Here is a 22,920-nt window from a genome sequence, read left to right as displayed (position 1 = left end):
AGGCTGGGCGCATAGCCGCTACGAGCACTGGAGCTGACATGACGTCACAAACAAGTACTGCTATCACCACCGGCGATGGCGTCCGCATCGCCTATCGCTTCGACGGTGACGAGAACAAGCCGGTGCTGCTGCTCTCGAACTCCATCGGTACCGACCTCCACATGTGGGATGGCCAGGTATCGGCCCTGACGGAACACTTCCGGCTGCTGCGCTACGACGCGCGCGGCCACGGCGCCTCAGATGTCCCCAAGGGCTCGTATTCCCTGGACCGGCTGGGACGCGACGTGGTGGAGCTGCTGGACGCCCTCGGCCTGCAGCGGGTGCACGTACTGGGCCTGTCTCTGGGCGGAATCGTCGCGCAGTGGTTGGGAATCCACGTTCCGGAGCGCGTCGACCGATTGGTGCTCTCCAACACCGCCGCCTACCTCGGCCCGGCCAATCAATGGGACCAACCGATCGCCGAACTGTTGGCAGCCCCCGACATGCAGGCCACTGCGGAGATGTTCCTGCACAACTGGTTCCCGGCCGGCATGCTGGGAGGCGACGACGAGGTGGTCGAGGGTTTCCGCCGCACCCTGCTCGCCACGCACCGCGAGGGTGTGGCCGGGAGCTGGGCCGCGGTACGCGACTACGACCTGCGCCGCACGGCCACCCTCATCCCGAACCCGACCCTGGTCATCGCGGGCGAGCACGACACCGTCACGTCCGCCGACCACGGCAAGGAGCTCGCCGCGATTGTCCCCGGCGCGCGGCTCACCGTTCTGCCCACCGTGCACATGGCGAACGTCGAAGGGGAGGCGCAGTTCCTGGATGCTGTGCTGGCCTTCCTCACCGCGTAGCCGCGACGAACACTGCCGCCACGCGCGCAACTGCTTCCGCGCGCCCAAGCGGCACGATCCTCACACGCAGTAAGGGCGGTCTGCCCGCATCGGAGCGATTCGGTCACGGTGTGGGTCAACGGACACTGCTTTCACCTCTGGGACAGGAAGGGCAACGAGATCGACCCGTACGTCTACGGGGGATGCCCAGCCCAGAACCCTGCCCAGAATCAGGCGACCTGAGGATGTGCTTAATTGGACCGCTTGTTTCCCTGGTGCGCCCGGCGTCACGGTTCGCGGGAGAACTTGGCATCGAAGCCGCACGGGTCGTCCGGGTCGATGGAGGCGCAAAGCTTTCTACCGCCGTCGACCGCGGCGAGGTCGATGTTGCAATCTCCCTGCGGCACACCGTTGAACGACAGCCCGATCCAGGATCCCGATGCCGCTTTCTCCGAGACCACCGACAGTGCGTCGCTCTTATCGACCCAGAAGCCCCAGCTGCCCGCCACTTTGCCCGGCCGGCATTGGCTGTCGGCAAAGAAATCCGCCTTCAGACCGGACGCTGTGAAAGTCCGGTCGGCGGACAGGGAGAAACTCCCTCCGCCGGGCTCGGCCCATTCGCCGACGACGTCAGCCACGCTGACCTTCGCCGTCTTGTCGCCGTAACCGCACGAGGGAACGACGAGGATGGCTGCCATCACCAGCGGCAGGCAGCATCTCAACTTACTCATCCGCGCATGATGCCCTCTCATGACCAGCTGCTCTCACTGGGGGGGCGTCGCATACACGGGTATCCGTCTCGTGCGATGCGAAAATCCTGAGGCAGTGAGAGGTGATTGCGCTACGCCGGACTCGGCGGGGGCGGGGGCAGCCGCTCGGTGATCCGGTCGAACAAGTCCGTCAGCGGTTCGCTGATGTGCCGCCCGAACTCGCTTAGCCCATACGTGACTTGGGGCGGTGTCGTCGGCTCCACCGCCCGCCAGACCAGACCGTCCTTGACCAGCGCGCGCAGGGGCTGGGCGAGCATTTTCTCGCTGACGCCCTGGATGCTGTCCCGCAGCTCGTAGAACCGAAGGTCGCTGTTTCGCAGAGAGATCAGCACCCAGACGCCCCACCTGCTGGTTACGTGGTCGACCATGTCCCGCGCGGGGCAGTCGGTGTGAAACACCTCATACCGGGGGCCCGCTTCGGCCCCTGTCAGCTGCGTGCCTTCCTTCATGTCCGGAGCTTACCTCTGGGTATGTCCTTACGGAATGTAAGCCCGGCTCCTAGCGTCAACCTCCGCCGTGCACAACCACCGTGCACAGCCGCAGCGCGCAGCGCACAACAAACTAGGAGCTGAACATGATCGTGGTGACCGGGGCTACCGGGAATGTGGGCCGGCCTCTGACGCAGGCTCTGGCCGAAGCGGGCGAGCAGGTGACGGCGGTGTCGCGGCGCGCGGCGACTGCGCCGGAGGGGGTGCGGCACGCGACTGCCGACCTGGCCGAACCGGCAAGCCTCAAGCCGGTGTTGAAGGGGGTGAAGGCGCTGTTCCTCCTGCTGTCGGGCGATCTGCACGCCCCCGAAGCCAGGGCCGCCGACCTTATCGACCTGGCCGTGTCCTGCGGGGTCCGCCGGGTCGTCCTGCTGTCTTCGCTGGGCGTGGCCACCAGACCGCTGGGCCCGACGCGGGTCGCGATGCGCGCGCTGGAGGACGCGCTGCGGGAGTCCGGTCTGGACTGGGCCGTCCTGCGCCCGGGCGGCTTCGCCTCCAACGCCCTGGCCTGGGCGGAGTCCGTCCGTACGAACGGAACGGTCGCCGCACCGTTCGGCGATGTGGGAGTGCCGGTCATCGACCCGGTGGACATCGCAGAGGTCGCGACGGCCTGCCTGCTGGACAAGCGGCACACCGGTGGGGTGTACGAACTGACCGGGCCGAAGGTGATCACACCGCGTCAGCAGGCGGAGGCGATCGCCGCCGCGCTTGGTTCGCCCGTACGGTTCGACGAACTGACCCGTGACGAGGCGAAGAGTCAGATGACCCGGTTCGTGCCCGCCGAACTCGCCGACGACACCCTGGACATCATCTCCGCCCCGAACCCGGCCGAACTGCGGATCAGTCCGGACGTGGAACGCGTACTCGGCCGTGCCCCGCGCCCCTTCGACGCCTGGGTCGCCCGCAACATCGCTGCTTTCCGCTGAGGCACATCGATGCCTCGGGTCGCTGGTGCCGTGACCGAGAAGGTTCGCCGGGGTGGTGGTGCCCGGCGTCGCTCCGGTTGGATGTGACAACACGACTGATTCGGTGCGGGGAGGCACGACGACACATCCGGTCCGGGTGCGGACGTTGGCCGAGGGGGAAGGGCAGAGGCTTCAACGCATCGTGCGCCGGGGTAGTGCCAACACGCTGCGGTTTCGCAGGGCGATGATGCTGCTGGCCTCGGCGGGCGAGAACAGCGTCCCGGTCATCGACCGCCTCGTGCAGGCTGACGAGGACACCGTCCGCGCCGTCCCCGCCTGCTCAACGGTGACGACGAGAACATTGTCATCGAGGCGGCCACTACCCGCCCCACAAGCTCGGCAAGCCCTTCACCCGCTGGTCGATCTGGAAGCTCACCGACCACTCGCGTCGCACGTCGCTACGGGTCGGACGCGAGGCGCTGCGCTGCCTGCTGGTCCGCCGAGGGATCACCTTCCAGCGCACCAAGAGGTGGAAGGAATCGAGCGCCCCGGACTTCGACGCCAAGCTTGACCGGATCGAGTACGCGCTCACCCAGTGGCCCGAGCGGACCTTCGCCTTCGACGAGTTCGGGCCTCTGGGGAGCCGTCCGGCCGCAGGGTCTTGCTGGGCAAGGCGGCACAAGCCCGACCGATTGTCGGCGACCTGTCACCGCACCCACGGCACCCGCTACTTCCACGGCTGTTACGCGGTCGGCGATGACACTCTGTGGGGTGTGGTCCGGCGCCGCGAGGGCACCGGCCCGACCTGGTCCGCGCCCAAATCGATCCGGGCGGCCCGTCCGGACGGCGCCCCGATCTACGCGCACTTCGGGCCGCTGAGGCAGTTCACTCTCGACAACTCCAACCACCCCAACCGCACACTCCAGACCCGCGAGTTGCACCGCTACCTGCGCCGGCGCAACCAGTACCCCCGGCACCCCGACGTTCTCGCGGCCCAACGCCGCGAACGAGCCCGCGTCCGAAGCGAGCAACGCATCCGCTGAGGTGGCCGACCCGTCGCTGCAGCAGCCTGAACAGCACCGGAGCGCTAGGAGGTCTCCTTGTGGACGGCTTCGATGTTGTTGCCGTCCGGGTCGCTGACGAATGCACAGTAGGCGCGGTACTCGCTCCATACGCGGGGCGCGTGCCGGGAGGTGCCTCCGGCCGCTACCGCAGCCGTGTGGAAGGCGTCCACCGCATCCCGGTTGACCGCCGTGAACGCGATGTGCACCCCTGTGGTGACGCTGGTCTCATCCTCCGCGCGTTCCAGGGACAACGACGGCGTGTCCTGCTCCGGACTCCAGTACTCCGCGACGCCGTCGGCCCGGTAGCCGACGCCGATCCGCAGTGCCTCCAGCGCAGAGGTGTAGAACCGTTCGCTGGCCTCGAAATCCGAAGCGACCACGCCGAGGTGATGAACAAAGGACACCGTTGTCTGCATGACGACCGAGCCTACGGACAAATCGAGCGAACACGCCGACGCTCGCCACCACCCCGGCGAACCTTCCCGGTCACAGAACTAGGAACGCTCGGCCCGGGCGGAGTGCACGAGCCGTTCGGCAAGGGCCTCGACGAGGTCGCGGAGCTCTTCCGGGCGTTCGATGACGAAGGGCCGGTCCAACGAGGCCAGTACGGCAGGCAGCCAGTCGAGCCGGTCCACGCGCATCTCCACGCGGACCCACGGCTCGTCCGGTGGATCCGAGCTGTTCGGGGTCTTGTGGGCCGCCAGTTCCTCCACGAGCGCGACGCTCGGCGGAAGCCGGGTGTGGATGTGCTCGGCCGTGCCCTGGACGCGCAGGGTCACCGCATGCCGGTACGGAGCCGTGGCGAGTGTCGTCAGGACGTGTTCGGCAGGGTCGAGTCCAGCGGGTGGTGCGAAGGAGCCCGGCAGGGTCCGCACGTCGGTGACGCGGTCCAGACGGAACGTGCGGTCCTGGCCGCCGGTCGAGAGGTCCGCCCCCGTCACGTACCACTTGCCGGAGTGGGCCACGAGTCCATAGGGGTGCAGTGTGCGTTCGCTGGGACGGCCCTTCGTGTCGGTGTACTTGATCGAGATGGACCGGTGGTGGTTCACCGCGTCGGCGACTGGCAGCAGGACTGCAGAGTCCGGGGCGATTGTTTCGTCGGGTTGGGCGGTGAAGGCAAGGGAGGTGAGCACGGCGTCGAGTCGGAGCCGCAGCCGCTCGGGCAGTACTCGGCGGATCTTGGCCGTCGCCGTCTCACCCGCCGTCCCGGTGGCAGCCGTCAGTCCGGCGCGCCGGCCCGCGACCAGGCCGAGCAGCACGGCCAGCGCCTCGTCGTCGCCGAGCATCAGCGGAGGCATGCGATGGCCGGGGGAGATCCGGTAGCCGCCGTAGCGGCCGCGGACCGCTTCGACGGGCACATCGAGGTCGACGAGGTGGCTGACGTAGTGCCGCACCGTGCGTTCGTCGACGCCGAGCCGCTCGGCGAGTTCGGACGCGGTCCTGAGGCCGCCCGACTGCAGGAGCTCAAGGATGGTGAGGACGCGGGCGATGGGACGGGTCATGTGCGGAAGTCTGCCCGATAAACCGGGCGGGTTTCGCCCGGTATTGGTCATAGCCTCAGGTCAGAAGCACGGAACGACCTGGAGAAAACCCATGAACTTCGCCAACTTCGTCTCTGTCCGCATCATCACGAGCGACGTAGCCCGCCTCGTCGACTTCTATGAGCGCGCCACCGGCATGACCGCCGACTGGGTCAACGAGGACTTCGCCGAGCTCAGGGCCGCCTCGGCCACCCTCGCCATCGGCAGCACCCGCACGGTCCCACTGTTCGCGCCCGGATCCGCCCGCCCGGCCGACAACCACAGCGTCATCCTCGAATTCCTCGTCGACGACGTGGACGGTGTGCACCGGAACCTGACCGGCTTCGTGGAGGACTTCGTGAACGAGCCCACCACGCTGCCCTGGGGCAACCGCTCGCTCCTGTTCCGCGACCCCGACGGCAACCTGGTCAATTTCTTCACCCCCGTCACACCGGCGGCCATCGCGAAGTTCGGCCGCTGAGGGGGAGCAAATAGTCTCAATGGTGCTGGAGCGCGGAGTCGCTGCCATCGAGGCCGCCGGCATCGACGACGGGCCCGCGCCCAGCGCGACGGGACGGGCCGCCTGACCCATGACACCCGCCCTGCACATTGATGTGACCTCCCTTCACCCCCGGGCCGAGCCCGGCCTGCCGTCCCTGCGTGACCCTTTCGAACAGCACCTCGGCCAACTCAAAGGCTGGGTCAGCGACTTCTGCTCGTTTGCTGGCCTCGTCACCGAATGGGGAGAGGTGGTCACCGAGGCCGCCGGGCGCGGGTGGGGCATCATCGGCCTCACATGCTGATCGCCCCGCGCAGCGCTGGTCGCCCATGACGACATGGAAGCCATGATCTCTTCCTTGTCGGGGTCAGGGACGATCAGTGCGTGAGAGCACTCCGGAGACACTGGCGGAAAAGGGCTCTCGGACGGTGCGAGGGAGAGTGACTTCGGTGAGCTTCCCGTCGTACAGCATCCACAGGCCGAAGCAAGCATCCTCCTCGTCACGTACCAGTACTTGGACCGACTGAGGGTCGGGCCAGGGAAGTGATTCGAGGTGGGACAGCAGACCGTGCCAGTTGTGGCGAATGAGCTGAATGACCCACGCGTAGCACTCTTGGGACGGCTCAGCCGATCCGGCGAACACGTGGTCTCCGACACGCGTGAAGCACTGGTGCCATTCACGGTTGTCATCGCGCCGGATGAGAGGCTCCATGACCTCTTCGGCCTCTCTGGCCAGGACCATGACTTCGGCGAATCTGCTCATCCGCTGAATATCGCGGCCTCGCCCCATGACAGCAACTCATTATTGTCCACGCCATGAAGTCGGGGTGTGTCAGGGGTTGTTGAGGTAGGTGAGGACGGCCAGGACGCGGCGGTTGTTGTTGTCGTCCTCGGCGATGCCGAGTTTGTTGAACAGGGAGGTGGTGTATTTGCTGATGGTGCTTTCGCTGAGGAAGAGTTGTTGGCTGATGGCGTGGTTGGACAGCCCTTGGGCCATGAGGCTGAGCACGGAGTGTTCGCGTGGGGTGAGGGGGTGGAGGCGCCGGTTGGTGGTTCCGCTGGACAGGAGTTTGGCGATGACCGCGGGGTCCATGGCGGTGCCGCCGGCGGCGACGCGTGCCAGAGCGTCGATGAATTGATCGGCGTCGAAGACGCTCTCCTTGAGGAAGTAGCCGATGCCGCCGGTGGCGTCGGCCAAGAGTTCGCGGGCGTAGAGCTGCTCGACGTACTGGGAGAGGATGAGGATGGGCAGTCCGGGCAGTTCGCTGCGGGCGGCCAGGGCCGCCCGAAGGCCCTCGTCGGTCTGGGTCGGGGGCATGCGGACGTCGACGACGGCGACATCGGGCCGCGTCGTCAGCAGTGCGTGCAGGGTCTCGGGGCCGGTGGCTGCGGTCGCCACCACCTGGTGCCCGTAGGCCTCGATGAGGCGGACCATTCCCTCACGCAGCAGGTAGAGGTCTTCGGCTACGACGATGCGCATGGCACCTGCATCCTCACCCGTGTCGGGCCGCCGTGCGGGCTGGTGATCTCCAGAGCACCGTCGAAGACCGCGAGGCGGCGGCGTAGCCCCGCCAGTCCGCCATCGGTGTGCAGGACGGCCCCGCCGCGGCCGTTGTCTTCGACATCGATGACGATGCTGGTCTCGTCCGCGGTGATGGAGACGTGAGCTGTCGTCGCGTGAGCGTGCTTGACGGCATTGGTCAGCAGTTCGGCGGTGGCGAAGTACAGGGCGGACTCGATCGGCGGCTCCAAGGTGAGTTCGAGGTCTGCGCTGACAGATGCTTCGAGCCGGCAGTCCAGAACAAGGGCGCGCACGGCATCGATGAGCCCGCGGTCGTTCAGCACGGGCGGGTTGATTCCCTGCACCAGCTCACGCAGCTCGCTCAGGGAGGCGGTGGCACCGGCCCGCGCTTGTCGCATCAGCGTCCTGGCCTGCTCCGGATCGCTCTCCATCAGCTTCTCCGCGGTCGCCAAGGACAGCCCGAGCCCGACCAGGCGAGCCTGTGCCCCGTCGTGCAGATCCCGCTCGATCCGGCGGATCTCTGCGGCCTGGGCAAGCGTCACATCCGCGCGCTGGGCGGTCAGTTCCTCCACCCGCCCTGCCAGCGCCATCGCGGGGGAGGGGCGCAGGAAACGGACGGCCACCGGTGCGAGACACCGCCAGGCATAGGGGGCGCCGGTCAGGGCCACGACCAGGCCGAGCGCCCCCACAATGTGGGCGAAGGACCCCGGCTGGGCCAGCCCCAGGATTGCCGCGGCCACCCCGGCCGGCGGGAGGGCAGCGATGATGCCCGCAGTGAGCGGCACGATTGCCGTGAACCGCAGGTCACGCCAGCGGGCGGCATCGGACCACCACACCCGCCACTTCTGGTCCATCAGGGCGTCGCGGCGAGTGCGCTCGTAACCGAAGCCGTTCCACCAGTACCCCGTGGACATGAGTGTCACCGGTCCACCCTGCCGGTATCCGGCGGGAATGACGGTGGCCGTCCACCGCGCGACCAGGAAGCGGACCATCTGGCAGACCGGGCGGGCCAGAGCGAGCGTGCCCCCGCACACCAGGATGACCGGCAACATCCACGACCAGGGGTTAGCCGCACCCCACCAGATCCCCAGCGCGACCGCGGCGGCCCACACGGCCGGGACCAGCATGCTGATGACCGCCACCAGGCACGCCCGTAGAAACCCCACGCCAGCGCGCGCAGGCCACGAACTCAGCTGTCTCAACATCTCTTCCCTCGCATTGCCTTCGCTTTGCGTCCGGTGCGCCCCTCGTGCACCGCACGGAGCCTGCCACGGCCAGAGCCTGCCGGACAGTGGGGCTACCCCCACTCAACCGTGGGCCCAGGCCGATACCGCCTGCGCCGGGTGCTCCATAGCGTCACTGAGCATGGAAACCAACAAGCACACGACCCAGGCGACGCTCGTCAACACCCCCCACGCCCACGGGGCCTTCGAGAGGGTGCACCACAGCGTCAAGGCCTACGGCGCGCTCAGCACCCTCGCCCTGCTGGCGGTCATCGCGGTCTCCGGCAGCGGCCATCTGGTCAACACGTTCATGTGGGTGCGGGCAGGCCTGTTGCCTGTCGCCGCCGTGCTGCTCTATCGGATGACCGTTGCTGCCGCCTGGGGTTCTCGACGGGCCTTCGAGCGCCTGAGCGCCCTCACCGTGATCATGCCGATCGCCATCGTCGGCGTCGACCTGATCCCGGGCCTCTGCCCGCCGTGGTACGCCCTGATGCAGGCCCTCTGCGTGCTGCCCCTCATCCCCGCCGCATGCGTCGCCCGGTCCAGCGCACTGCGCGCCGCCTTCCCCACCTCACGCTGACACAGCTACCTCCTGCGCGCTGCCCAGAGCTGACACCCCGCCAACGGCACGGCACGGCACGGCACGGCATGGCACGGCGCGGCATGGCACGGCAGGCGCCCGCGCCGTGGTCACGCTGCTCCGGCGTTTCACGACCACACAAGTCGCCCGTCTGTGACCGTGCAGACCGGATGGCTTCCCTCGGCGATCCTCGACAGCATGTCCGCCACGGAGTCGAAATAGTCAGCCAGGGAGGCGTACTCGCCGGTGACCGTGATCTCACCCACGCACCATCTGCCGATGCGCCCGTCGCGCACGTCGATGAACTTTCCCGCCCAGCCGTCCTGGTCCGTCAGGAACGGGATCCACTCATTGCGCCAGAACGGATTGTCCAGCTGGCCCGGGGGATTGATTCCACCGGGCAGGGAGCGATTCGCGTAGAGCTGCTCCATCGCCCGTATGCCCAGGTAGAAGCGTCCCTCGTCGGGGAACCCGGCGAAGCCGGAACATGCCACTTCCTCGTCCACATCTTCCTCAGGAAGATCCAGATTGTTCTGCAGGAGCCAGGACCGCAGATCCTGAGGCAGGAGAATACCCATCCGTTCTTCGGCCGCCACGAGGGCTTGCTCTGTCGCGGGCCCTGGCAGGTCCGCGTGATCGGCCGGGGCGTGCTGACGCAGAAGACTCATCAAACGGGACCAGCTTGCCGCTGCGCTCATCGTTCACTGCCCTCCCTGTACGGACACCTCATGTGACCGTACGAGTGCGGAGGTTACTCCTCGACGTGTCGACTGCGGCTCCCCACCCTGCACGGGACGGAGACTGTGCTGGCGGCATCGAAAACAGCACCCACCGGCGATGACGTCCCGGTCGTCTGGCCACGGCAACCGCCAGCGCAGTAGAGCAACTTGATGGTGGTGTGCGGTCGGCCGTCCCGTCCGTGATGAGGGCTGGGGTGAAAGCGAACTCCAGCCTGGCTCCTGCCTCTTGGGATCACCGTCACGCAGGTGCGGTAGGTTGCCCGCCATGACCGACCTCGGACCTGTCGCCTGGCCGCCTGCTCCGATCAGGACCCAGCGGCTCGTGCTGCGTGCGTCCGAGGCTCGCGACCGTGCGGCGTTCATCGAGCTGTTCGCCTCGTCCGAGGTACGCGCCCATCTCGGCGGCCCCCGTCCGCGTGACGAGCTCGAATGCTCGGTGCCCGAGGTACCCGGGCGGCGCCCTGGGCTCTTCGTCATCGCTCTCGAGGGGAAGATGATCGGCACGATCTCGCTTCTCGATCTGCGCGACGCCAAGCGTCCGGGACACATTCGCCCGCAGGGCGGGGAGACCGAACTCGGTTACATGGTCCTGCCCGAAGCCTGGGGGTGTGGTTACGCCGCCGAGGCGTGCGCGGCGGCACTCGACTGGTTCGCTGACGCGTTCCCCGGCGAGCCGGTGGTGCTCTGCACCCAGATCGCCAACAACCGCTCGATGCGCCTCGCGGTGAAGCTGGGGTTCAGCGAGGTGGAGCGGTTCGAGGAGTGGGGCGCGGAGCAGTGGTTCGGCGCGTGGAACGTGGCTTCACCGCGCGGTTGAGCCGTTCAAAGGTCGCACCGGCTCCATCGGTTGCTTGCGATGAAGCAGCACGTTCGTGGTCGACCCCGATACGAGGGTGTAGCTCGGCAGGCGCCAGGGCGAGGGAGCAGGGGCATGTCTCGGCGAGGAGTGAGAGCGGTGCTTGTTGCCTCTCGGTGATGCCCCATGAGCGCCAGGTCATGACCGTTCCTCGGCGCGGCGGCGCAGGTCGGCGAGCTGGGCTCGCGGCACTTCTTGGACGAGACGACGCGACAGGCCGATGAGGCGCCGGCGCAGGGCGGTGTTGCTGGTGGCGGGGGCCTGGGCGAGAGCGTTGTAGGTGCGGGTCCAGTCACGCTGGGTCTGCACGATGCCGGGGGAGTGATCTCTGTGCACCATGACCCTAGTAGAGCATGTGTTCGATTTACGATGCGAGTCCGAGGAGTCCCCTCCACGCCGGTGGCTGTCCTGTGTCATCGCACCGTGAGCATTGCCATGGAAGGTCGATGATCACTAGGTTTGGGCCGTCGACATTTGCGTCGCACGGGGTGCTGATCGTCAGGGGTGGCAGCCGGGGGAGCTCGCGGGTGCGTACGTGGACCCGGGGCTTGGCTCTGCTGTGACACGTGGCAAGTCAGATTTCCTCTGGCAACCTTCCTTGCGTCAGGAGCCCACGTGGTGACACCCAGGTCCTCCTTCGCCCTGTTGGGCTGTGCAGTCCTCCTGCTCACGGGGTGCACAGGCCATAGTGGGAGTCGGGACGGGAAAGCCGACGGTTCGTGGGAGAACCGGCCGGCACCGCGGGATCGCGACGGTCGCAGCGACTCCGCCACCGGTGACTTCGACAAGGACGGCTACGACGACTTCGTGGCCGTTGAAGCGAGCCGCACCCCTGGCGGGTCAGAGGCCGGACGCAAGGTCGCCATCGTCGTCCTCCCGGGCTCGCGGAGCGGGCTGGACACGGCCCGCGCCACGCGTTACCGCGCTGCCTACAGTGGCCCGCTGCTCCGCGGTGACCTCGACGGTGACGGATTCACGGACCTGGTCGCCACCCGTGAGCCCACGGGACCGGGGCAGAAGGCCGGACCGGACGTCGCCTACCAGGCGGTGGTCCTGTTCGGCGGGAGGAACGGGCTCGGCAAGCCAGTGACGATGGTCGCGCCGCGCCAGTTCCTCGCGACGGCGGTTGCCGATGTCAACGGTGACGGGGCCCTCGACCTGATCGACCGGGGCAAGGGGGCGCAGGAGAAGGACCCGAAGCAGATTCCAGGGCGGATCGCGTACGGCCCCTTCGACCGAGACGGCGCCCCGGCCCGGCTGGCTGAGCAGGACTGGGAGGCCGCTGGAGGCGGGGCCACCTCCGGTGACTTCGACGGCGACGGCTCCGACGACCTGCTCTTCACCGGCAGCTCGCCATATGCGGAAGACGAGGATCCGGGTTCAGACCCGATTCCGGCAGCTGCCTACTTCCGTGGCGGCCCTGACGGCCCTGTCCGGGCCGACCCGCCCAAGGGCCTGGACAACAGCGTCGAGGACGGAGTCCTGACGCCGCTGGCCGGCGACGTGAACGGCGACTGCATCACCGACCTCCTCATCGGAGGAGGCGGCCTTGCGTCACCGGCCGAAGGCCTTGACCCGGGACAGCTCACCATCGTCTACGGCGCCCCGGGCGGCCCCGGTACGGGTCGCCGCAACACGGTGTACGACCAGGAGACCCCGGGCATCCCCGGTGATTCGCAGGGCAAGGACATGTTCGGTGCGGTCTCCGGCGCCGGTGATGTGGACGACGACGGGCACCCCGACCTGGTGGTCAACACCCCGGGCGAGGACAAGGCAGGTCGCTTCACCCTGCTGCCCAGCGCGACCGACGGCTCCGGCCCCGACCCATCGCGGGCCACCGCCTTCGATGCGACGGCCTACGGCGGGGAATCGCTCAGCGCCACCATGCCCCTGCTGGACATCAACGGCGACAGGTACACGGACGTGGTGGCCGAGACAACGGACGGCCTGCTGCTCTTCCCGGGAGGCAAAGCGGAGTTCCCCGCCAGGGAGCCGGAACTCACCAAAAGCGCGAAGGCGGGGATGGGCGTGCGGAGCTGACGCTGCGGGCTCCCTCATCTCCCCACCCTCGAACCGTCGATGACTCGATGAGACTCGATCGCCCTTCGTCCTTCGCCCTTCGCCCTTCGCCCTTCGCCGGCGCAGGACGGCAGCGGTGCTGAGGTCAGCAGGGCCGGACTCCCCGGTGTGGGAATCCGGCCCCGGTGCGTGCGTGGTGCAGCACTCGCACGACATCGTCAGCTTGATCTTGGCAGAGCCTGATCGAGGAGGACTTCCGCCGCCGCCCAGGCGTGACGGCCGTAGTCCGCTTCGTCGAGCACCATGGCGCGGCTGGCCGCGCCATCCGCGAGGGTGGCCAGTTGCTCGGCGAGTACGAGGGGTTGGCGACAGCCCAGCTCCGTCACCAAGGCCACGATCAGTTCCACCATGCGCAGTTTCTGCTCGCGGGCGTAGGAGTGCACCGCGCTCTGCGGGTCGGGGAACTCCGCTGCGGCATCGATGAACGGGCACCCGCGCACCGGAGCCGCGTCCGCCTCCCAGGGGTCGAACAGCTTACGGATCCGGTCACGCGGCGGGATGTCCTCGCGGGTCAGCACGGCTTCCAATGTGGCCCCCGACGTTACGAGGCCCTGCAAGTGGGCGATGACAAGGTCGTTCTTGGTGCGAAAGTGCGCGTAGAGCGTCCGCTTGGACACGGGTGCTTCTTCCGCGACCTGTTCCATGCCGGTCGCGTTGATGCCCTGAGTCGCAAACAGTCGGGCGGCGATAGCCAGAATGCGCTCGCGCCCTCCACGCCCCCGCCGAGGGGATGCGGGTGCCGTCGCGCGCTCGGTCGTATCCACGCCGTAAGTATACGGGTTCGTTTACTTCGGTCGGCGGGCACGCTACGGTGACGTCCTGATGTAAACGCATCCGTTTACATCGGCTCTTTCTCGATCACCAAGGAGTCCCATGGACACGTGCGTCCCCACCGAACTGAGCGGTTGCGCGGAGAAGCTCATACGCGGCCGCCACGCGACCCGGGCGTTTCGTCCGAACGCCGTACCCGAGGAGACGATGCACAAAATCTTCTCGCTGGCCGGCACCGCGCCGTCCAACTCCAACGCCCAGCCGTGGCAGGTGGAGGTGGTGAGCGGAGCGGCACGTGAGCGACTGACCGCTGCCTTGCAGACGGCCCACGCCGGACAGCGCACTGCGGCGGACTTCCCGTATTCCGAGGAGATGTACACGCAGGTGCACCAGGAACGCCGGCAGGCGTTCGGCGCCGAACTGTACGGGGCGTTGGGGATCGGTCCCGATGACCACGCGGCACGTGCGGCATACGACGTGCAGAGCCTGCGGTTCTACGGTGCGCCACACGCGGCGTTCCTCTTCGTCCACGGTGACGGACAGGCGCGCCTGGCCGCGGATGCCGGCGCCTACATGCAGACATTGCTCCTGGCGATGACCGCGTACGGCGTGGACAGCTGCCCGCAGGGGTTGTTGAGCTTCTACGCCGACACCGTCCGCACTGAACTCGGCATCACCGGTGGGAAGTTGCTCGTCGGCATCTCCTTCGGCTACGCCGACGAGAGCGCGCCGGTGAATCGGGTGAGGACCCAGCGCGCTCCCGTCGAGTCGACTACGGCCTTCCACCGCTAGATGTGCTGTTCGGGCACGTTGCATCAGAAGCGAGCTTCGGTGATCTCGTGTCGCGTGCGGCAGGTGTCTGGCTGCGCTTGCGAGGGCCCTAACGAAATCCGGCCACTGGCCGACGTCGTCCCGGCCCACGGCGCTGGACGAGTGGAGTGCGTGCGATGTCTACCGCCTCGCCGCCATCCGTACACGAGCCGCACAGGTCAAGTCAGCTGTCGGGATACGGCCGCAGCGGCTGTTTCCTGTTGGCGATGAAGCTTCTCCAGGACACGGTCACGCAGAAGCTCATACTCCTCGCGGAGCCTGCGCCACTCGGTCACGGGCGGGCGAGGGATCACGATGCCTTCGGTGACGATCTCCTCCGGCCTGAACTGCTCGCGGGTGAGGTCGATGTCGATGCCCATGCCCAGTCGGTTCCACCAGTGGTAGTCCACACGCTCTCCGTCGACGTGGACCTCGCCCCGGATCAACTCGCCTTCCAGCAGGTCGTTGAGCACCATGGCAGTTACGCCGCACTGGTCCCGGGCCGGATTGTCCTTGGTCCAGTGCGACCGAAATTCAGGTGTGGCCGTCTCGGCACTCCAACTGCTGCGAACGGCTCGCTCGATGTCGGTGAGAAGCAACGGTGTCATGCCGGTGATCCTGCCAGCAGGCACTGACAACGGCCGGGCGCCGAAGGCACGCTGCCGTCCGCCACGGTGACACCCCCGACCGTGCGATGCGATGCAGTGCGGTGCGGTGCGTGGACAGAGTGGGAGCTTGCGCGGGGGGATCTTTGTTAGGCGGACGTTAGCGGGACAGCAACGATGCAGTAGCGGCCTCCCGCAACGTGGGTGTTGTTCCCCAGAAGGGAGCACCTCGGACGACCTAGCAAAGGATCCCCCCATGCGCTCCAACGCCACCTCCTTTGGAAACCGCCGTCGCACGCTGCGTTTGGCCGCCGCGGCTCTGACCGTGGCCGCGGGCCTGTCCCTGACCGCCTGCGGCAACGGCGACTCCGGGGCGGACGCCTCCGCCGAGGGCTCCTCGTCCTCTTCTTCCGGTGAGGGCACGAAGACGGAAAGCGGCTCGGGCTCTGGCAGTGCGGCGGCCGGCAACGCGGCAGCGGGCTCCCAGAAGGGCCCGGCGAACCAGGCGGCCACGGATGGTGCGGCGCAGACCAGCACCAAGGTCTCCTTCTGCAAGAGCGAGGACCTGGCCATCAACGCTGTTGACGCTGCGCCCGACGAGACGTCCGGCAGGATCAACATCACCATGATCAATCGGGGTTCGGCCACCTGCTCGGCCACCGGTTTCGCGGGTGTGGACATCAAGGATGCCGACCACACCTCCAGCCCGATCGAGCGCGGCTCCGTGCAGCCTCGCGTCACCACCCTCAAGCCCGGTGACGCTGCTGTCTTCAATCTCGCCTACACCGTCGACAGCAATGGCAACAGCCTTACGTCCCCGACCCACATCCTGGTGACGCCCCCGAACGAGACCCACACCGTGACCCTGGACTGGCCCGCGGAAGCGGGGGCCATCAAGGGCGCCTACACCGACGTCCAGGTCTTCCCCACCCACACCGCGAAGTAGAGCTCGTACCCGGCCCTGGCTCCGGCAGTGTGCAGGCCGCCGGCGGGGCAGGCGGGCAACGATTGAACCTTGTCCCTTCTTCGGGCGAAGCTCCGTCGAAGAAGGCGATGCCCGTGCCTGATGACGACGTCAGACACGTCTAGAGGCGGCAGCTGATCTCCATGCCGTCCTCCACGGGGAACGTGACGCTCTGATAGCCGTTCTGGGGGTTACGTACGTAGTCGAGGTAGGGCGCCAGGTCCTCCAGGTCGACGTCGTCGGCGACGACGAGGGTGCCGGGCGCGAGGCGTGGTTCGAGGAGTCGCAGGACGGGCAGGCACAGGTCCTTCCAGCCGTCGAGAAGGACGAAGTCCGCGGACTCGGCGACTTCGGTGAGGGTGTTGCGGGCGTCACCTTCGAGGACGGTGATCAGGTCGTCCAGTCCCGTCTCGGCGAATGTCCGGCGGGCGGCTGCGGCCTTGACGGCGCTCAGTTCCGTACTGATCACGTGTCCCGTCCCGTTGTCGCGCACCGCGGCGGCGAGATGGAGCGTGGAGATGCCGAAGGACGTACCGAACTCGATCACGGTGGCGGGGCGGATGGCCCGGATCAGGTTGTAGAGGAGGCGACCGCCCTGGGCGGAAATCGGCATGTACACCTCTGCTTTGGCGTCGGCCTGCTCCTGCGGGCCGAGGGGCGCCGCGCCCTGGGGCCATGCCGCCCGGATCCGCCTGCTGGTCGCCTCGTCCTGCTCGGCGTGCCGGAACATCCGGTCGAGGGCAGAGGCGACGCGGGGTTCCTCGAGGGTGTTGGTGGGTGTCATGAATCCTAGAGTAGACGCACCGTTGCGTAGCGTCTAGAGGTTCTGGCCTACTCTGACCTCGGGAGGCAGACATGGAACGAGGAAGTACGGCCGCAGCGGCGGCCGGGCCTAAATCGGCGGCACGCCACCACGGCAACCGACACGGCCGCAGCGAACAGGCCCGGCAGGCAGTGCTGGAGGCGGCCGACGACCTCCTGGTCGAAAAGGGCTTCACCGGCGTCACCATCGAGGGCATCGCCGCCCGGGCAGGCGTCGCCAAACAGACCGTCTACCGCTGGTGGAAGACCAAGACCGACATCCTCCTGGACGCCTTCCTCCAGGACGCGGCCGAAGCCCTGACCCCGCCGGACCATGGCGACCTGGCCGCGGACCTGCGCGCCCACCTGCACCAACTGGCCTTGTTCCTCACCCGGTCCGACGCGGGCGCCGTCTTCAAAGCCCTCATCGGGCACGCCCAGCACGACCCCGCATTCGCCGCCGCCCTACGATCCGGGTACCTCGATGAACAGCGCCGACGCGACCAACTCCCGCTGCAACGCGCGGTCGAACGCGGCCAGCTCGCCGCCGGACTCGACATGGCGGCAGAGATCGACCAACTCGTGGGACCGCTCTACCACCGCGTTCTGGTGACGGCGGAACCCGTCGACCAGACTTTCATCGATCGCCTCGTCGAGGCGTTCCTGCGCCGCGCGGGCGTAGCCGACGCAGGGGAGATGGGAAGCAGATGACTCTGAAGGCAGGCCAGCGGGTGGTGTTGGCAGCGGACACCCGACTCACCGATTCGGCCGAGGTGTCGGGGGTCGTCATCGGGTTCCTGTCGTTGGCGGCGGGTATCGGCGGGACCGTCGAGCAGGTGGTCGACCACCAGGACGAGACCGACGACGTGCGCGAGTACGAGCGGCTCAAGTCGCTGCTCGACTCCTTCGGAGGTCAGATGCCCACGGAGAGCAGGAAGCAGCTCGAAGAGAAGATCGCCTCTCTGAAACCCGCGTGGATCGCTTTCCAGGAACGGGGGCCCAGCGTGAGCGTGCGGGTCCGATTCGACAACGGGTTCATCCTCGATGGGGCCCACGAGGACGTCTTCGTTCCTGCCTGAAATCTTCCGCCAGCTGACCGCGACCTCACAGTGATCACCGGCGCGACCGTCGTCCGTGCGGTGGGGGGACTGGGACGGGCAGCTCCCCTGGCGACGACGCGGCCTCTGTTACACACCTGTGTCGGTTTGTCCTACAACGAACGGCGGGGCCGTGTCGTCTAGCAGGTGGGACGCACCCGCGGACCAATGACGATCGGGGAGTGGCAGCAGTGGGGGACATACGCAGACGAGGAGCCGTGGTTCTGGGGATCACCGCGCTGGTGGCTCCGCTCACGGTGGCGCTCGGCACAGGCAGTGCTCAGGCAGCGTCGTGCTCGACACAGACCGGCCCGTACCAGAAGCAGGTCGAGAAGTTCCTCGGCCGCCCGGTGGACGGCAAACAGTCGGCCACGGACTGCAAGGCCATCAAGGCCTTCCAGACCAAACACAAGATCACCCCGAACGCCGGGTACGCGGGCAGCGTCACCTGGGGCGTCATGAACCTCATGAACAAGCAGAAAGCCGTCGGCAACAACCCCAACAAGGCCGGCAAGTGCCCGACCAACAAGGGGCGCATCGCCTGCGTCGACCTGACGCTCCAGCTCAGCTGGATCCAGGACGGCAAGACCCTCAAGTACGGCCCGGTCCCGGTGCGCACCGGCCGCAACGGCCACGAGACCCGCACAGGCTTGAAGAAGGTCTACTGGCGCAACATCGACCATGTGTCGAGCATCTACCACGTGCCCATGCCGTACAGCCAGTTCTTCGACGGCGGCCAGGCGTTCCATTCGGTCGGCGTCAGCGTCTGGTCCCCGCCGGGCTCCCACGGCTGCGTCAACATGACGAAGAAGGACGCCGTGAAGTACTGGGACATGCTGCGCAAGGGCGATGACGTCTTCGTCTACGGCCGCAAGCCGGGCACCTGATCTGCCGTCCGGTAGGGGTGCGGTGACTCTGGAGGCCGCACCCCCAGGAAGAGAGGTCTGCGCATCGACGGCCGGGAATAGGCCTAGCCGACCGGCTGACGCGCTTTTACCGTGCGCCTATGACTGAGCTGCGTGTACGCAAGTATGAGCGGTGGTTCAGCGCCGCAGACGTCGACGGCGACAGCGCGATAACGCGGCAGGACGTCGTCATGATGAGCGAACGCTACGTGCAGGCCAGGGGGCTCGCCCCCGACTCACCTCAGGCACGGCAGATGTACGACACCATGAACGAGTTCTGGGAGTCCGTGATCGCCCCTGCCGACGCCGACAAGGACGACAGGGTGACCTCGGCGGAGCTCACGCAGGCGTTCGCCGCCGCCTTCACCAATCGTGCTCACTACCCCGAGGAGCTCGCGCCGGTCGCCGACCGCTTCTTCGACCTGGCCGACGGCGACGGCGACGGCGCCGTCAGCCGCAGCGAGTTCACACACATCTTCGGTAGCACGGGACGCGCCACCGACGCGGAGATCGCTGAGGTGTTCAACGCACTCGACCTCGACTCCTCCGGGTCCCTGTCGCGGAGCGAGTACCACAAAGCCGTCTCAGAGTTCTTCTACGGGAACGATCCCAACTCGCCGGCCAACCACATATTCGGCCGCCTCGCGTAAGGGAGGAAGGCGGTGAGTCGGCACGACAGGAGAATCCCGATCAACCTCTGCGTTCAAGGAGAGCACCATGGTGCAGGACAGCACCGAGCGTAAGTTCACCTCCCTGTTCACCTGGTTCGACCGCACCGGCGACGGCTACCTCACCCGCAATGACTTCCAGCAGATCGGCGAGGTATTCGCCGCGGTAGCCCCGGACGAGAGCAACAAGAGCGCGCTGCGCGACGCCTTCATGCTCTGGTGGGGCGTCATGGGTGAGGCCGGCGCACTGGACACTCAAGGCCGTATCGGGCGGCAGCAGTTCATCACCGCCATGCGCTCCCACGTCGCCGCCGATGCCAAGACCGTCGAACGTCTCGTCATGCCCATCATCGACGCCCTGATGCGCGCCCTGGACACCGACAAGGGTGGCATGCTCACCGTCGATGAGTACGTGCGCATGTACGACGCCCTCGGTATCGACCCATCCACCTCGGGCGCGGCCTTCCGGCGCCTTGACCGCAACGGCAGCGGCACCATCACCCATGACGAGTTCCGTACCGCCATCGAAGAGTTCTATCTGAGCACCGATACCGAGGCACCCGGCAATTGGTTGCTCGGATCGCCACTGCCACGTGGTTGATCGGTCCCGATGAGCACCGGGTCTTCGTGCCGCCGCGGTAGCTGCGGCTACCCCGTGTGTAGCCGCAACCAGCGGTCGAGAGCGGCAAGGTCCTTGCTCGCGATGCCTTGTCGGGGGTCGATGCGATAGGGCAAGGCTGGGCCTGGGTGCTGTGCCTCGATCCAGGTCCGGTCGGCGTCTGTGATCTCGTCATCGACCCAGGCGAAGGGCCGTCCGGCTGCCCATCGGAGAAGGTCACGGGTCTTCCAGTGCAGCCCGTCCCTCCCACCCTCGTCGGACGGGTCGGGCCACATCACCACGGGCAGCTGCGGCAGGCCGAGCCACGGCGCGATGCATTCGTTCGCGTCGGACATCCACGTCGTGGCCCACACCAGAAGGGGAAGCGTGGAACCGATCACGGCTGCACGCTAGCGGTGTTCGGGCTCATGTGACAGCGGACTGAGCCGGTCTCCGGGCAGGGACCTCCCACCACGCCGCCGCGAGGATGGCCAAGCGGCGGCGGTCGTGGTGGCCAGGTCGAATAGCACCCGTGCTGCCCGGCACTACCCGGGCAGCGACTCGGGCGACGCTGCAACGTGCCGCCGCCTGCGGCCCACGGCGAGGGTGGCGAGGGCAGCCACCGCGAAGGAGAGCAGGGAGGCGCTCATCCACGGCTGGACGGTGAGGCCCACGGCGTCCTGCAGCCAGGCCCAGAAGTCGGACCAGCCGGCGATGTTCGTGGGTGCGATCAGTTGGTAGGTGGCGAAGCCGAGGGTCCAGGGCAAAAGCATGACCCAGCGGGTGGGGGCCTGTTCGGAGACGTCCCAAGTGCGGTGACCGCCGAGGACGAAGAAGTCCACGACCAGGACGGCGAACATCGGGATAAAGACCGCGCCGATCAGGTAAAGGAAGCTGGCGTAGCTGTCCATGTTCACCAGGAGTGCCAGGGTGGTGGCCAGGGTGCCGCTGATCAGGCACAGGATGCGGCGGTCTGCCCGGGGGAGCAGGTTCTGGGCGGACACGGCGGTGGAGTAGACGTTGGCGAAGGACTGGTCGACCTCGCGCAGGACCAGGACCCCGAAGCAGATCACGCCGACGCTGGTGGCGGTGAAGGGGTCGAAGACCTTGTATGGGTCGGTGCTGTCGAAGGCGATCATCGCGAGGGCGGCCACGCCGAGGACCGAGCCCGCGACGCCCGCCAGGGTCTGGCCGATGACCAGGCCGCCAAACGCCGCCTTCTCGCTGCGGGAGTGCCGTGAGTAGTCGGCGACCAACGGCAGCCAGGAGATCGACACGGCGATCACGCTGTCGGCGGCGAACCAGAAGTCCTTCCAGGAGCCGCCCTCCATCGGGATGCCGCGGCCGGCCAAATCCCAGCCCAGGTAGGCGATCGCCACGACGACGGCGATGGTGACGTAGCGGCGGATGATGCGCAGGGCGCCCAGCGGGCGCAGCGTGAGCGCTGTCGTCACCGCGCCCGCGATGAGCACGTACAGCCAGCCGGGGCCCGGTTCGCCGAAGGCCTGACGGGCCAGGATCTTCAGGCCGGTGGAGATGACCACCAGCTCGAAGACGGCCCAGCCGACCATCTGCAGCACGTTGAGGACAGTGGGAAGGTAGGACGCCTTCGCGCCGAACAGACCGCGCAGCAGCACCATCGAGGGCGCGCCGGTGCGGGCCCCGGTGATGGCGGCGAGACCTAGGGCGACGGTGCCGATCAGGGTGCCGACGACGGACGCGGTGACGGCGGCGGCGAACGACAAGGTCGGAGCGCCGGTGCCCAGCGGGTCGAGGACGACCAGCATGCCGCTGAAGCCGAGCAGGCTGACGCCCAGGTTGGCCCAGAAGGTGCCTTGGTCCAGGCCGGACAGGACCTTGGGGGTGGGCTGGTCGAGGGTGAGCGGCGCCTCGTTCGCCGGCACCGATTCCGGTGTCGGAGTGGTGGATTCGCTGGTGATCGTCACTTGGCGGGCTCCGAGACCTGGGCAGGAGCGTCGCCGAACGGCCAGGACTCCACGCGCCAAGCGGCGTCCCAGAACATCCACTCCCAGGTGGACGCGGTGGTGAAGGCCGTACGCATGCGTGCGCGGGTGGCCGGTTCGGCCTGCTCCGCAAGCCGGTTGACGATCTGTCGGGCGTGCTCGGTGGCGGCCTCGAACTCCTCGTCGGCGTACGTGCCGATCCAGTCGCCGTACGGGTGGGCCGTGAGGTCGCCGGCCTGTTCCAGGAGCGCCCGGCCCACCTCGGCGTAGATCCAGAAGCAGGGCAGGACCGCGGCGGCCAATTCCGCATACCCCTGGGTGTGGGCCACCGAGAGCAGGTAGGAGGTGTATCCGGTGCAGGTGGGGGAGGGAGTCCAGGCATCGACGTCGACCACGTTGGTCTCGTGCAGGGAGCTCTCGACGACGACGGCATCGTGGGCGGACTTCGCGAAGAATGCGATGTCCTGCGGCCGGTCCGCCTTCGCGGCGGCGCTGGCCAGCGCGCGGGCGTAACCGCGCAGGTAATGGGCGTCCTGGGCCAGGTAGTAGACGAACTTCTCCCGGTCCAGGCTGCCGTCGCCGAGGCCGGTGACGAACGGCAGCTTGTCGATGGCCGAACGTATCTCGGCCGTGGCCGCCCACAGCTCGTCGCAGAACGTCGTGGTCATGGTGC

The 22,920-nt window shown here is 67.6% G+C and carries 28 protein-coding genes and 2 pseudogenes; 16 read left to right on the top strand and 14 right to left on the bottom strand.

The window, feature by feature from the left end:
• The first annotated feature begins 38 nt into the window (after positions 1-38).
• On the top strand, positions 39-839 hold the full coding sequence (gene pcaD / locus AB0I66_RS35215) for a 3-oxoadipate enol-lactonase (protein ID WP_363212096.1): 801 nt from the start codon (positions 39-41) through the stop codon (positions 837-839).
• A 266-nt stretch (positions 840-1,105) separates the two neighbouring features.
• Here the strand turns inward: pcaD and AB0I66_RS35210 are convergent, their stop codons facing one another.
• Both AB0I66_RS35210 and AB0I66_RS35205 read right to left on the bottom strand, forming a co-directional pair.
• Positions 1,106-1,549 (bottom strand): hypothetical protein, encoded by a 444-nt coding sequence (locus AB0I66_RS35210; protein WP_363212095.1) that lies wholly within the window; start codon positions 1,547-1,549, stop codon positions 1,106-1,108.
• A gap of 110 nt (positions 1,550-1,659) precedes the next feature.
• Positions 1,660-2,037 carry a helix-turn-helix domain-containing protein gene (locus AB0I66_RS35205; RefSeq protein WP_363212094.1) on the bottom strand — a complete coding sequence of 126 codons (378 nt, stop codon included), beginning with the start codon at positions 2,035-2,037 and terminating at the stop codon, positions 1,660-1,662.
• A gap of 125 nt (positions 2,038-2,162) precedes the next feature.
• On the opposite strand from AB0I66_RS35205, the gene AB0I66_RS35200 reads away from it, so the two are divergent.
• Together AB0I66_RS35200 and AB0I66_RS35195 are read left to right on the top strand one after the other, a co-directional pair.
• Positions 2,163-3,002, top strand: coding sequence for an NAD(P)H-binding protein (locus AB0I66_RS35200; protein WP_363212093.1), 840 nt, complete (start codon positions 2,163-2,165; stop codon positions 3,000-3,002).
• Positions 3,003-3,225: 223 nt separating this feature from the next.
• A pseudogene (locus AB0I66_RS35195) lies at positions 3,226-4,024 on the top strand (IS630 family transposase).
• 44 nt (positions 4,025-4,068) lie between these two features.
• Here the strand turns inward: AB0I66_RS35195 and AB0I66_RS35190 are convergent.
• The gene (locus AB0I66_RS35190) at positions 4,069-4,461 is read right to left on the bottom strand and encodes a VOC family protein (RefSeq protein ID WP_363212092.1); all 393 of its coding nucleotides are present in this window, start codon (positions 4,459-4,461) and stop codon (positions 4,069-4,071) included.
• A 78-nt stretch (positions 4,462-4,539) separates the two neighbouring features.
• Positions 4,540-5,547, bottom strand: a complete 1,008-nt coding sequence (locus AB0I66_RS35185) for a YafY family protein (protein ID WP_363212091.1) — start codon at positions 5,545-5,547, stop codon at positions 4,540-4,542.
• A 91-nt stretch (positions 5,548-5,638) separates the two neighbouring features.
• Here AB0I66_RS35185 and AB0I66_RS35180 point away from each other — a divergent pair, with 91 nt between their 5' ends.
• From AB0I66_RS35180 to AB0I66_RS35170, 3 genes are all read left to right on the top strand, one after another.
• A complete protein-coding gene (locus AB0I66_RS35180) occupies positions 5,639-6,046 on the top strand; it encodes a VOC family protein (protein WP_363212090.1) in 408 nt (135 codons plus the stop codon).
• A gap of 109 nt (positions 6,047-6,155) precedes the next feature.
• Positions 6,156-6,368 (top strand): hypothetical protein, encoded by a 213-nt coding sequence (locus tag AB0I66_RS35175; protein ID WP_363212089.1) that lies wholly within the window; start codon positions 6,156-6,158, stop codon positions 6,366-6,368.
• A 249-nt stretch (positions 6,369-6,617) separates the two neighbouring features.
• Positions 6,618-6,884, top strand: a complete 267-nt coding sequence (locus AB0I66_RS35170) for a hypothetical protein (protein WP_363212088.1) — start codon at positions 6,618-6,620, stop codon at positions 6,882-6,884.
• A 12-nt stretch (positions 6,885-6,896) separates the two neighbouring features.
• Here the strand turns inward: AB0I66_RS35170 and AB0I66_RS35165 are convergent, their stop codons facing one another.
• On the bottom strand, positions 6,897-7,544 hold the full coding sequence (locus AB0I66_RS35165) for a response regulator transcription factor (protein ID WP_363212087.1): 648 nt from the start codon (positions 7,542-7,544) through the stop codon (positions 6,897-6,899).
• Entirely contained in the window at positions 7,529-8,788 is a 1,260-nt protein-coding gene (locus AB0I66_RS35160; protein ID WP_363212368.1) for a sensor histidine kinase, read from the bottom strand. Before AB0I66_RS35160 ends, AB0I66_RS35165 begins: the two co-directional genes overlap by 16 nt.
• Positions 8,789-8,951: 163 nt before the next feature.
• On the opposite strand from AB0I66_RS35160, the gene AB0I66_RS35155 reads away from it, so the two are divergent.
• Complete coding sequence (locus tag AB0I66_RS35155) at positions 8,952-9,389, top strand: hypothetical protein (protein WP_363212086.1); 438 nt, start codon at positions 8,952-8,954, stop codon at positions 9,387-9,389.
• 128 nt (positions 9,390-9,517) lie between these two features.
• On the opposite strand, the gene AB0I66_RS35150 is transcribed toward AB0I66_RS35155, so the two are convergent.
• Positions 9,518-10,087 carry an SMI1/KNR4 family protein gene (locus AB0I66_RS35150; protein WP_363212084.1) on the bottom strand — a complete coding sequence of 190 codons (570 nt, stop codon included), beginning with the start codon at positions 10,085-10,087 and terminating at the stop codon, positions 9,518-9,520.
• A 307-nt stretch (positions 10,088-10,394) separates the two neighbouring features.
• Between AB0I66_RS35150 and AB0I66_RS35145 the strand changes: the two genes are divergently transcribed.
• Complete coding sequence (locus AB0I66_RS35145) at positions 10,395-10,946, top strand: GNAT family N-acetyltransferase (RefSeq protein ID WP_363212083.1); 552 nt, start codon at positions 10,395-10,397, stop codon at positions 10,944-10,946.
• Between the two features lie 177 nt (positions 10,947-11,123).
• On the opposite strand, the gene AB0I66_RS35140 is transcribed toward AB0I66_RS35145, so the two are convergent.
• The gene (locus AB0I66_RS35140; RefSeq protein ID WP_363212082.1) at positions 11,124-11,324 is read right to left on the bottom strand and encodes a hypothetical protein; all 201 of its coding nucleotides are present in this window, start codon (positions 11,322-11,324) and stop codon (positions 11,124-11,126) included.
• 468 nt (positions 11,325-11,792) lie between these two features.
• Between AB0I66_RS35140 and AB0I66_RS35135 the strand changes: the two genes are divergently transcribed.
• Positions 11,793-13,025 carry an FG-GAP and VCBS repeat-containing protein gene (locus tag AB0I66_RS35135; RefSeq protein ID WP_363212081.1) on the top strand — a complete coding sequence of 411 codons (1,233 nt, stop codon included), beginning with the start codon at positions 11,793-11,795 and terminating at the stop codon, positions 13,023-13,025.
• 197 nt (positions 13,026-13,222) lie between these two features.
• Here the strand turns inward: AB0I66_RS35135 and AB0I66_RS35130 are convergent, their stop codons facing one another.
• Positions 13,223-13,828: a TetR family transcriptional regulator gene (locus AB0I66_RS35130; RefSeq protein WP_363212080.1), complete on the bottom strand. Its 606-nt coding sequence runs from the start codon at positions 13,826-13,828 to the stop codon at positions 13,223-13,225.
• 109 nt (positions 13,829-13,937) lie between these two features.
• On the opposite strand from AB0I66_RS35130, the gene AB0I66_RS35125 reads away from it, so the two are divergent.
• A complete protein-coding gene (locus AB0I66_RS35125) occupies positions 13,938-14,627 on the top strand; it encodes a nitroreductase (protein ID WP_363212079.1) in 690 nt (229 codons plus the stop codon).
• 197 nt (positions 14,628-14,824) lie between these two features.
• On the opposite strand, the gene AB0I66_RS35120 is transcribed toward AB0I66_RS35125, so the two are convergent.
• Positions 14,825-15,253 (bottom strand): hypothetical protein, encoded by a 429-nt coding sequence (locus AB0I66_RS35120; protein WP_363212078.1) that lies wholly within the window; start codon positions 15,251-15,253, stop codon positions 14,825-14,827.
• Between the two features lie 253 nt (positions 15,254-15,506).
• On the opposite strand from AB0I66_RS35120, the gene AB0I66_RS35115 reads away from it, so the two are divergent.
• Positions 15,507-16,196, top strand: coding sequence for a DUF4232 domain-containing protein (locus tag AB0I66_RS35115; RefSeq protein WP_363212077.1), 690 nt, complete (start codon positions 15,507-15,509; stop codon positions 16,194-16,196).
• A gap of 139 nt (positions 16,197-16,335) precedes the next feature.
• Here AB0I66_RS35115 and AB0I66_RS35110 read toward each other — a convergent pair whose 3' ends face one another.
• Positions 16,336-16,998: a class I SAM-dependent methyltransferase gene (locus tag AB0I66_RS35110; protein ID WP_363212075.1), complete on the bottom strand. Its 663-nt coding sequence runs from the start codon at positions 16,996-16,998 to the stop codon at positions 16,336-16,338.
• A 71-nt stretch (positions 16,999-17,069) separates the two neighbouring features.
• On the opposite strand from AB0I66_RS35110, the gene AB0I66_RS35105 reads away from it, so the two are divergent.
• From AB0I66_RS35105 to AB0I66_RS35085, 5 genes are all read left to right on the top strand, one after another.
• On the top strand, positions 17,070-17,726 hold the full coding sequence (locus AB0I66_RS35105; RefSeq protein WP_363212074.1) for a TetR/AcrR family transcriptional regulator: 657 nt from the start codon (positions 17,070-17,072) through the stop codon (positions 17,724-17,726).
• Positions 17,723-18,094, top strand: coding sequence for a hypothetical protein (locus AB0I66_RS35100; RefSeq protein ID WP_363212073.1), 372 nt, complete (start codon positions 17,723-17,725; stop codon positions 18,092-18,094). Before AB0I66_RS35105 ends, AB0I66_RS35100 begins: the two co-directional genes overlap by 4 nt.
• Before the next feature lie 209 nt (positions 18,095-18,303).
• Positions 18,304-18,999: a L,D-transpeptidase gene (locus tag AB0I66_RS35095; RefSeq protein ID WP_363212366.1), complete on the top strand. Its 696-nt coding sequence runs from the start codon at positions 18,304-18,306 to the stop codon at positions 18,997-18,999.
• 119 nt (positions 19,000-19,118) lie between these two features.
• Complete coding sequence (locus AB0I66_RS35090) at positions 19,119-19,667, top strand: EF-hand domain-containing protein (RefSeq protein WP_363212072.1); 549 nt, start codon at positions 19,119-19,121, stop codon at positions 19,665-19,667.
• A gap of 67 nt (positions 19,668-19,734) precedes the next feature.
• Positions 19,735-20,286 carry an EF-hand domain-containing protein gene (locus tag AB0I66_RS35085; RefSeq protein ID WP_363212071.1) on the top strand — a complete coding sequence of 184 codons (552 nt, stop codon included), beginning with the start codon at positions 19,735-19,737 and terminating at the stop codon, positions 20,284-20,286.
• 47 nt (positions 20,287-20,333) lie between these two features.
• Here AB0I66_RS35085 and AB0I66_RS35080 read toward each other — a convergent pair.
• The 3 genes and pseudogenes from AB0I66_RS35080 to tenA form a co-directional block, all read right to left on the bottom strand.
• Positions 20,334-20,660, bottom strand: a pseudogene (locus AB0I66_RS35080) (hypothetical protein); the annotation flags it as partial.
• Positions 20,661-20,828: 168 nt separating this feature from the next.
• On the bottom strand, positions 20,829-22,229 hold the full coding sequence (locus AB0I66_RS35075) for a cytosine permease (protein ID WP_363212070.1): 1,401 nt from the start codon (positions 22,227-22,229) through the stop codon (positions 20,829-20,831).
• Entirely contained in the window at positions 22,226-22,915 is a 690-nt protein-coding gene (gene tenA, locus AB0I66_RS35070) for a thiaminase II (RefSeq protein ID WP_363212069.1), read from the bottom strand. The genes AB0I66_RS35075 and tenA overlap by 4 nt, the downstream gene beginning before the upstream one ends.
• Between the last annotated feature and the right edge of the window lie 5 nt (positions 22,916-22,920).

Origin of the sequence: Streptomyces sp. NPDC050439 (assembly GCF_040655335.1) — a bacterium.
In the GTDB taxonomy this organism is placed as follows: Bacteria; Actinomycetota; Actinomycetes; order Streptomycetales; family Streptomycetaceae; genus Streptomyces.
This window is presented reverse-complemented; position numbering and strand designations above follow the sequence as displayed.

Bases quoted from the DNA above. Each gene is read 5' to 3' on its own strand.
- pcaD (WP_363212096.1), top strand. From the start codon at position 39: ATGACGTCACAAACAAGTACTGCTATCACCACCGGCGATGGCGTCCGC.
- AB0I66_RS35210 (WP_363212095.1), bottom strand. From the start codon at position 1,549: ATGAGTAAGTTGAGATGCTGCCTGCCGCTGGTGATGGCAGCCATCCTC.
- AB0I66_RS35205 (WP_363212094.1), bottom strand. From the start codon at position 2,037: ATGAAGGAAGGCACGCAGCTGACAGGGGCCGAAGCGGGCCCCCGGTAT.
- AB0I66_RS35200 (WP_363212093.1), top strand. From the start codon at position 2,163: ATGATCGTGGTGACCGGGGCTACCGGGAATGTGGGCCGGCCTCTGACG.
- AB0I66_RS35190 (WP_363212092.1), bottom strand. From the start codon at position 4,461: ATGCAGACAACGGTGTCCTTTGTTCATCACCTCGGCGTGGTCGCTTCG.
- AB0I66_RS35185 (WP_363212091.1), bottom strand. From the start codon at position 5,547: ATGACCCGTCCCATCGCCCGCGTCCTCACCATCCTTGAGCTCCTGCAG.
- AB0I66_RS35180 (WP_363212090.1), top strand. From the start codon at position 5,639: ATGAACTTCGCCAACTTCGTCTCTGTCCGCATCATCACGAGCGACGTA.
- AB0I66_RS35175 (WP_363212089.1), top strand. From the start codon at position 6,156: ATGACACCCGCCCTGCACATTGATGTGACCTCCCTTCACCCCCGGGCC.
- AB0I66_RS35165 (WP_363212087.1), bottom strand. From the start codon at position 7,544: ATGCGCATCGTCGTAGCCGAAGACCTCTACCTGCTGCGTGAGGGAATG.
- AB0I66_RS35155 (WP_363212086.1), top strand. From the start codon at position 8,952: ATGGAAACCAACAAGCACACGACCCAGGCGACGCTCGTCAACACCCCC.
- AB0I66_RS35150 (WP_363212084.1), bottom strand. From the start codon at position 10,087: ATGAGCGCAGCGGCAAGCTGGTCCCGTTTGATGAGTCTTCTGCGTCAG.
- AB0I66_RS35145 (WP_363212083.1), top strand. From the start codon at position 10,395: ATGACCGACCTCGGACCTGTCGCCTGGCCGCCTGCTCCGATCAGGACC.
- AB0I66_RS35140 (WP_363212082.1), bottom strand. From the start codon at position 11,324: ATGGTGCACAGAGATCACTCCCCCGGCATCGTGCAGACCCAGCGTGAC.
- AB0I66_RS35125 (WP_363212079.1), top strand. From the start codon at position 13,938: ATGGACACGTGCGTCCCCACCGAACTGAGCGGTTGCGCGGAGAAGCTC.
- AB0I66_RS35120 (WP_363212078.1), bottom strand. From the start codon at position 15,253: ATGACACCGTTGCTTCTCACCGACATCGAGCGAGCCGTTCGCAGCAGT.
- AB0I66_RS35115 (WP_363212077.1), top strand. From the start codon at position 15,507: ATGCGCTCCAACGCCACCTCCTTTGGAAACCGCCGTCGCACGCTGCGT.
- AB0I66_RS35110 (WP_363212075.1), bottom strand. From the start codon at position 16,998: ATGACACCCACCAACACCCTCGAGGAACCCCGCGTCGCCTCTGCCCTC.
- AB0I66_RS35105 (WP_363212074.1), top strand. From the start codon at position 17,070: ATGGAACGAGGAAGTACGGCCGCAGCGGCGGCCGGGCCTAAATCGGCG.
- AB0I66_RS35100 (WP_363212073.1), top strand. From the start codon at position 17,723: ATGACTCTGAAGGCAGGCCAGCGGGTGGTGTTGGCAGCGGACACCCGA.
- AB0I66_RS35090 (WP_363212072.1), top strand. From the start codon at position 19,119: ATGACTGAGCTGCGTGTACGCAAGTATGAGCGGTGGTTCAGCGCCGCA.
- AB0I66_RS35085 (WP_363212071.1), top strand. From the start codon at position 19,735: ATGGTGCAGGACAGCACCGAGCGTAAGTTCACCTCCCTGTTCACCTGG.
- tenA (WP_363212069.1), bottom strand. From the start codon at position 22,915: ATGACCACGACGTTCTGCGACGAGCTGTGGGCGGCCACGGCCGAGATA.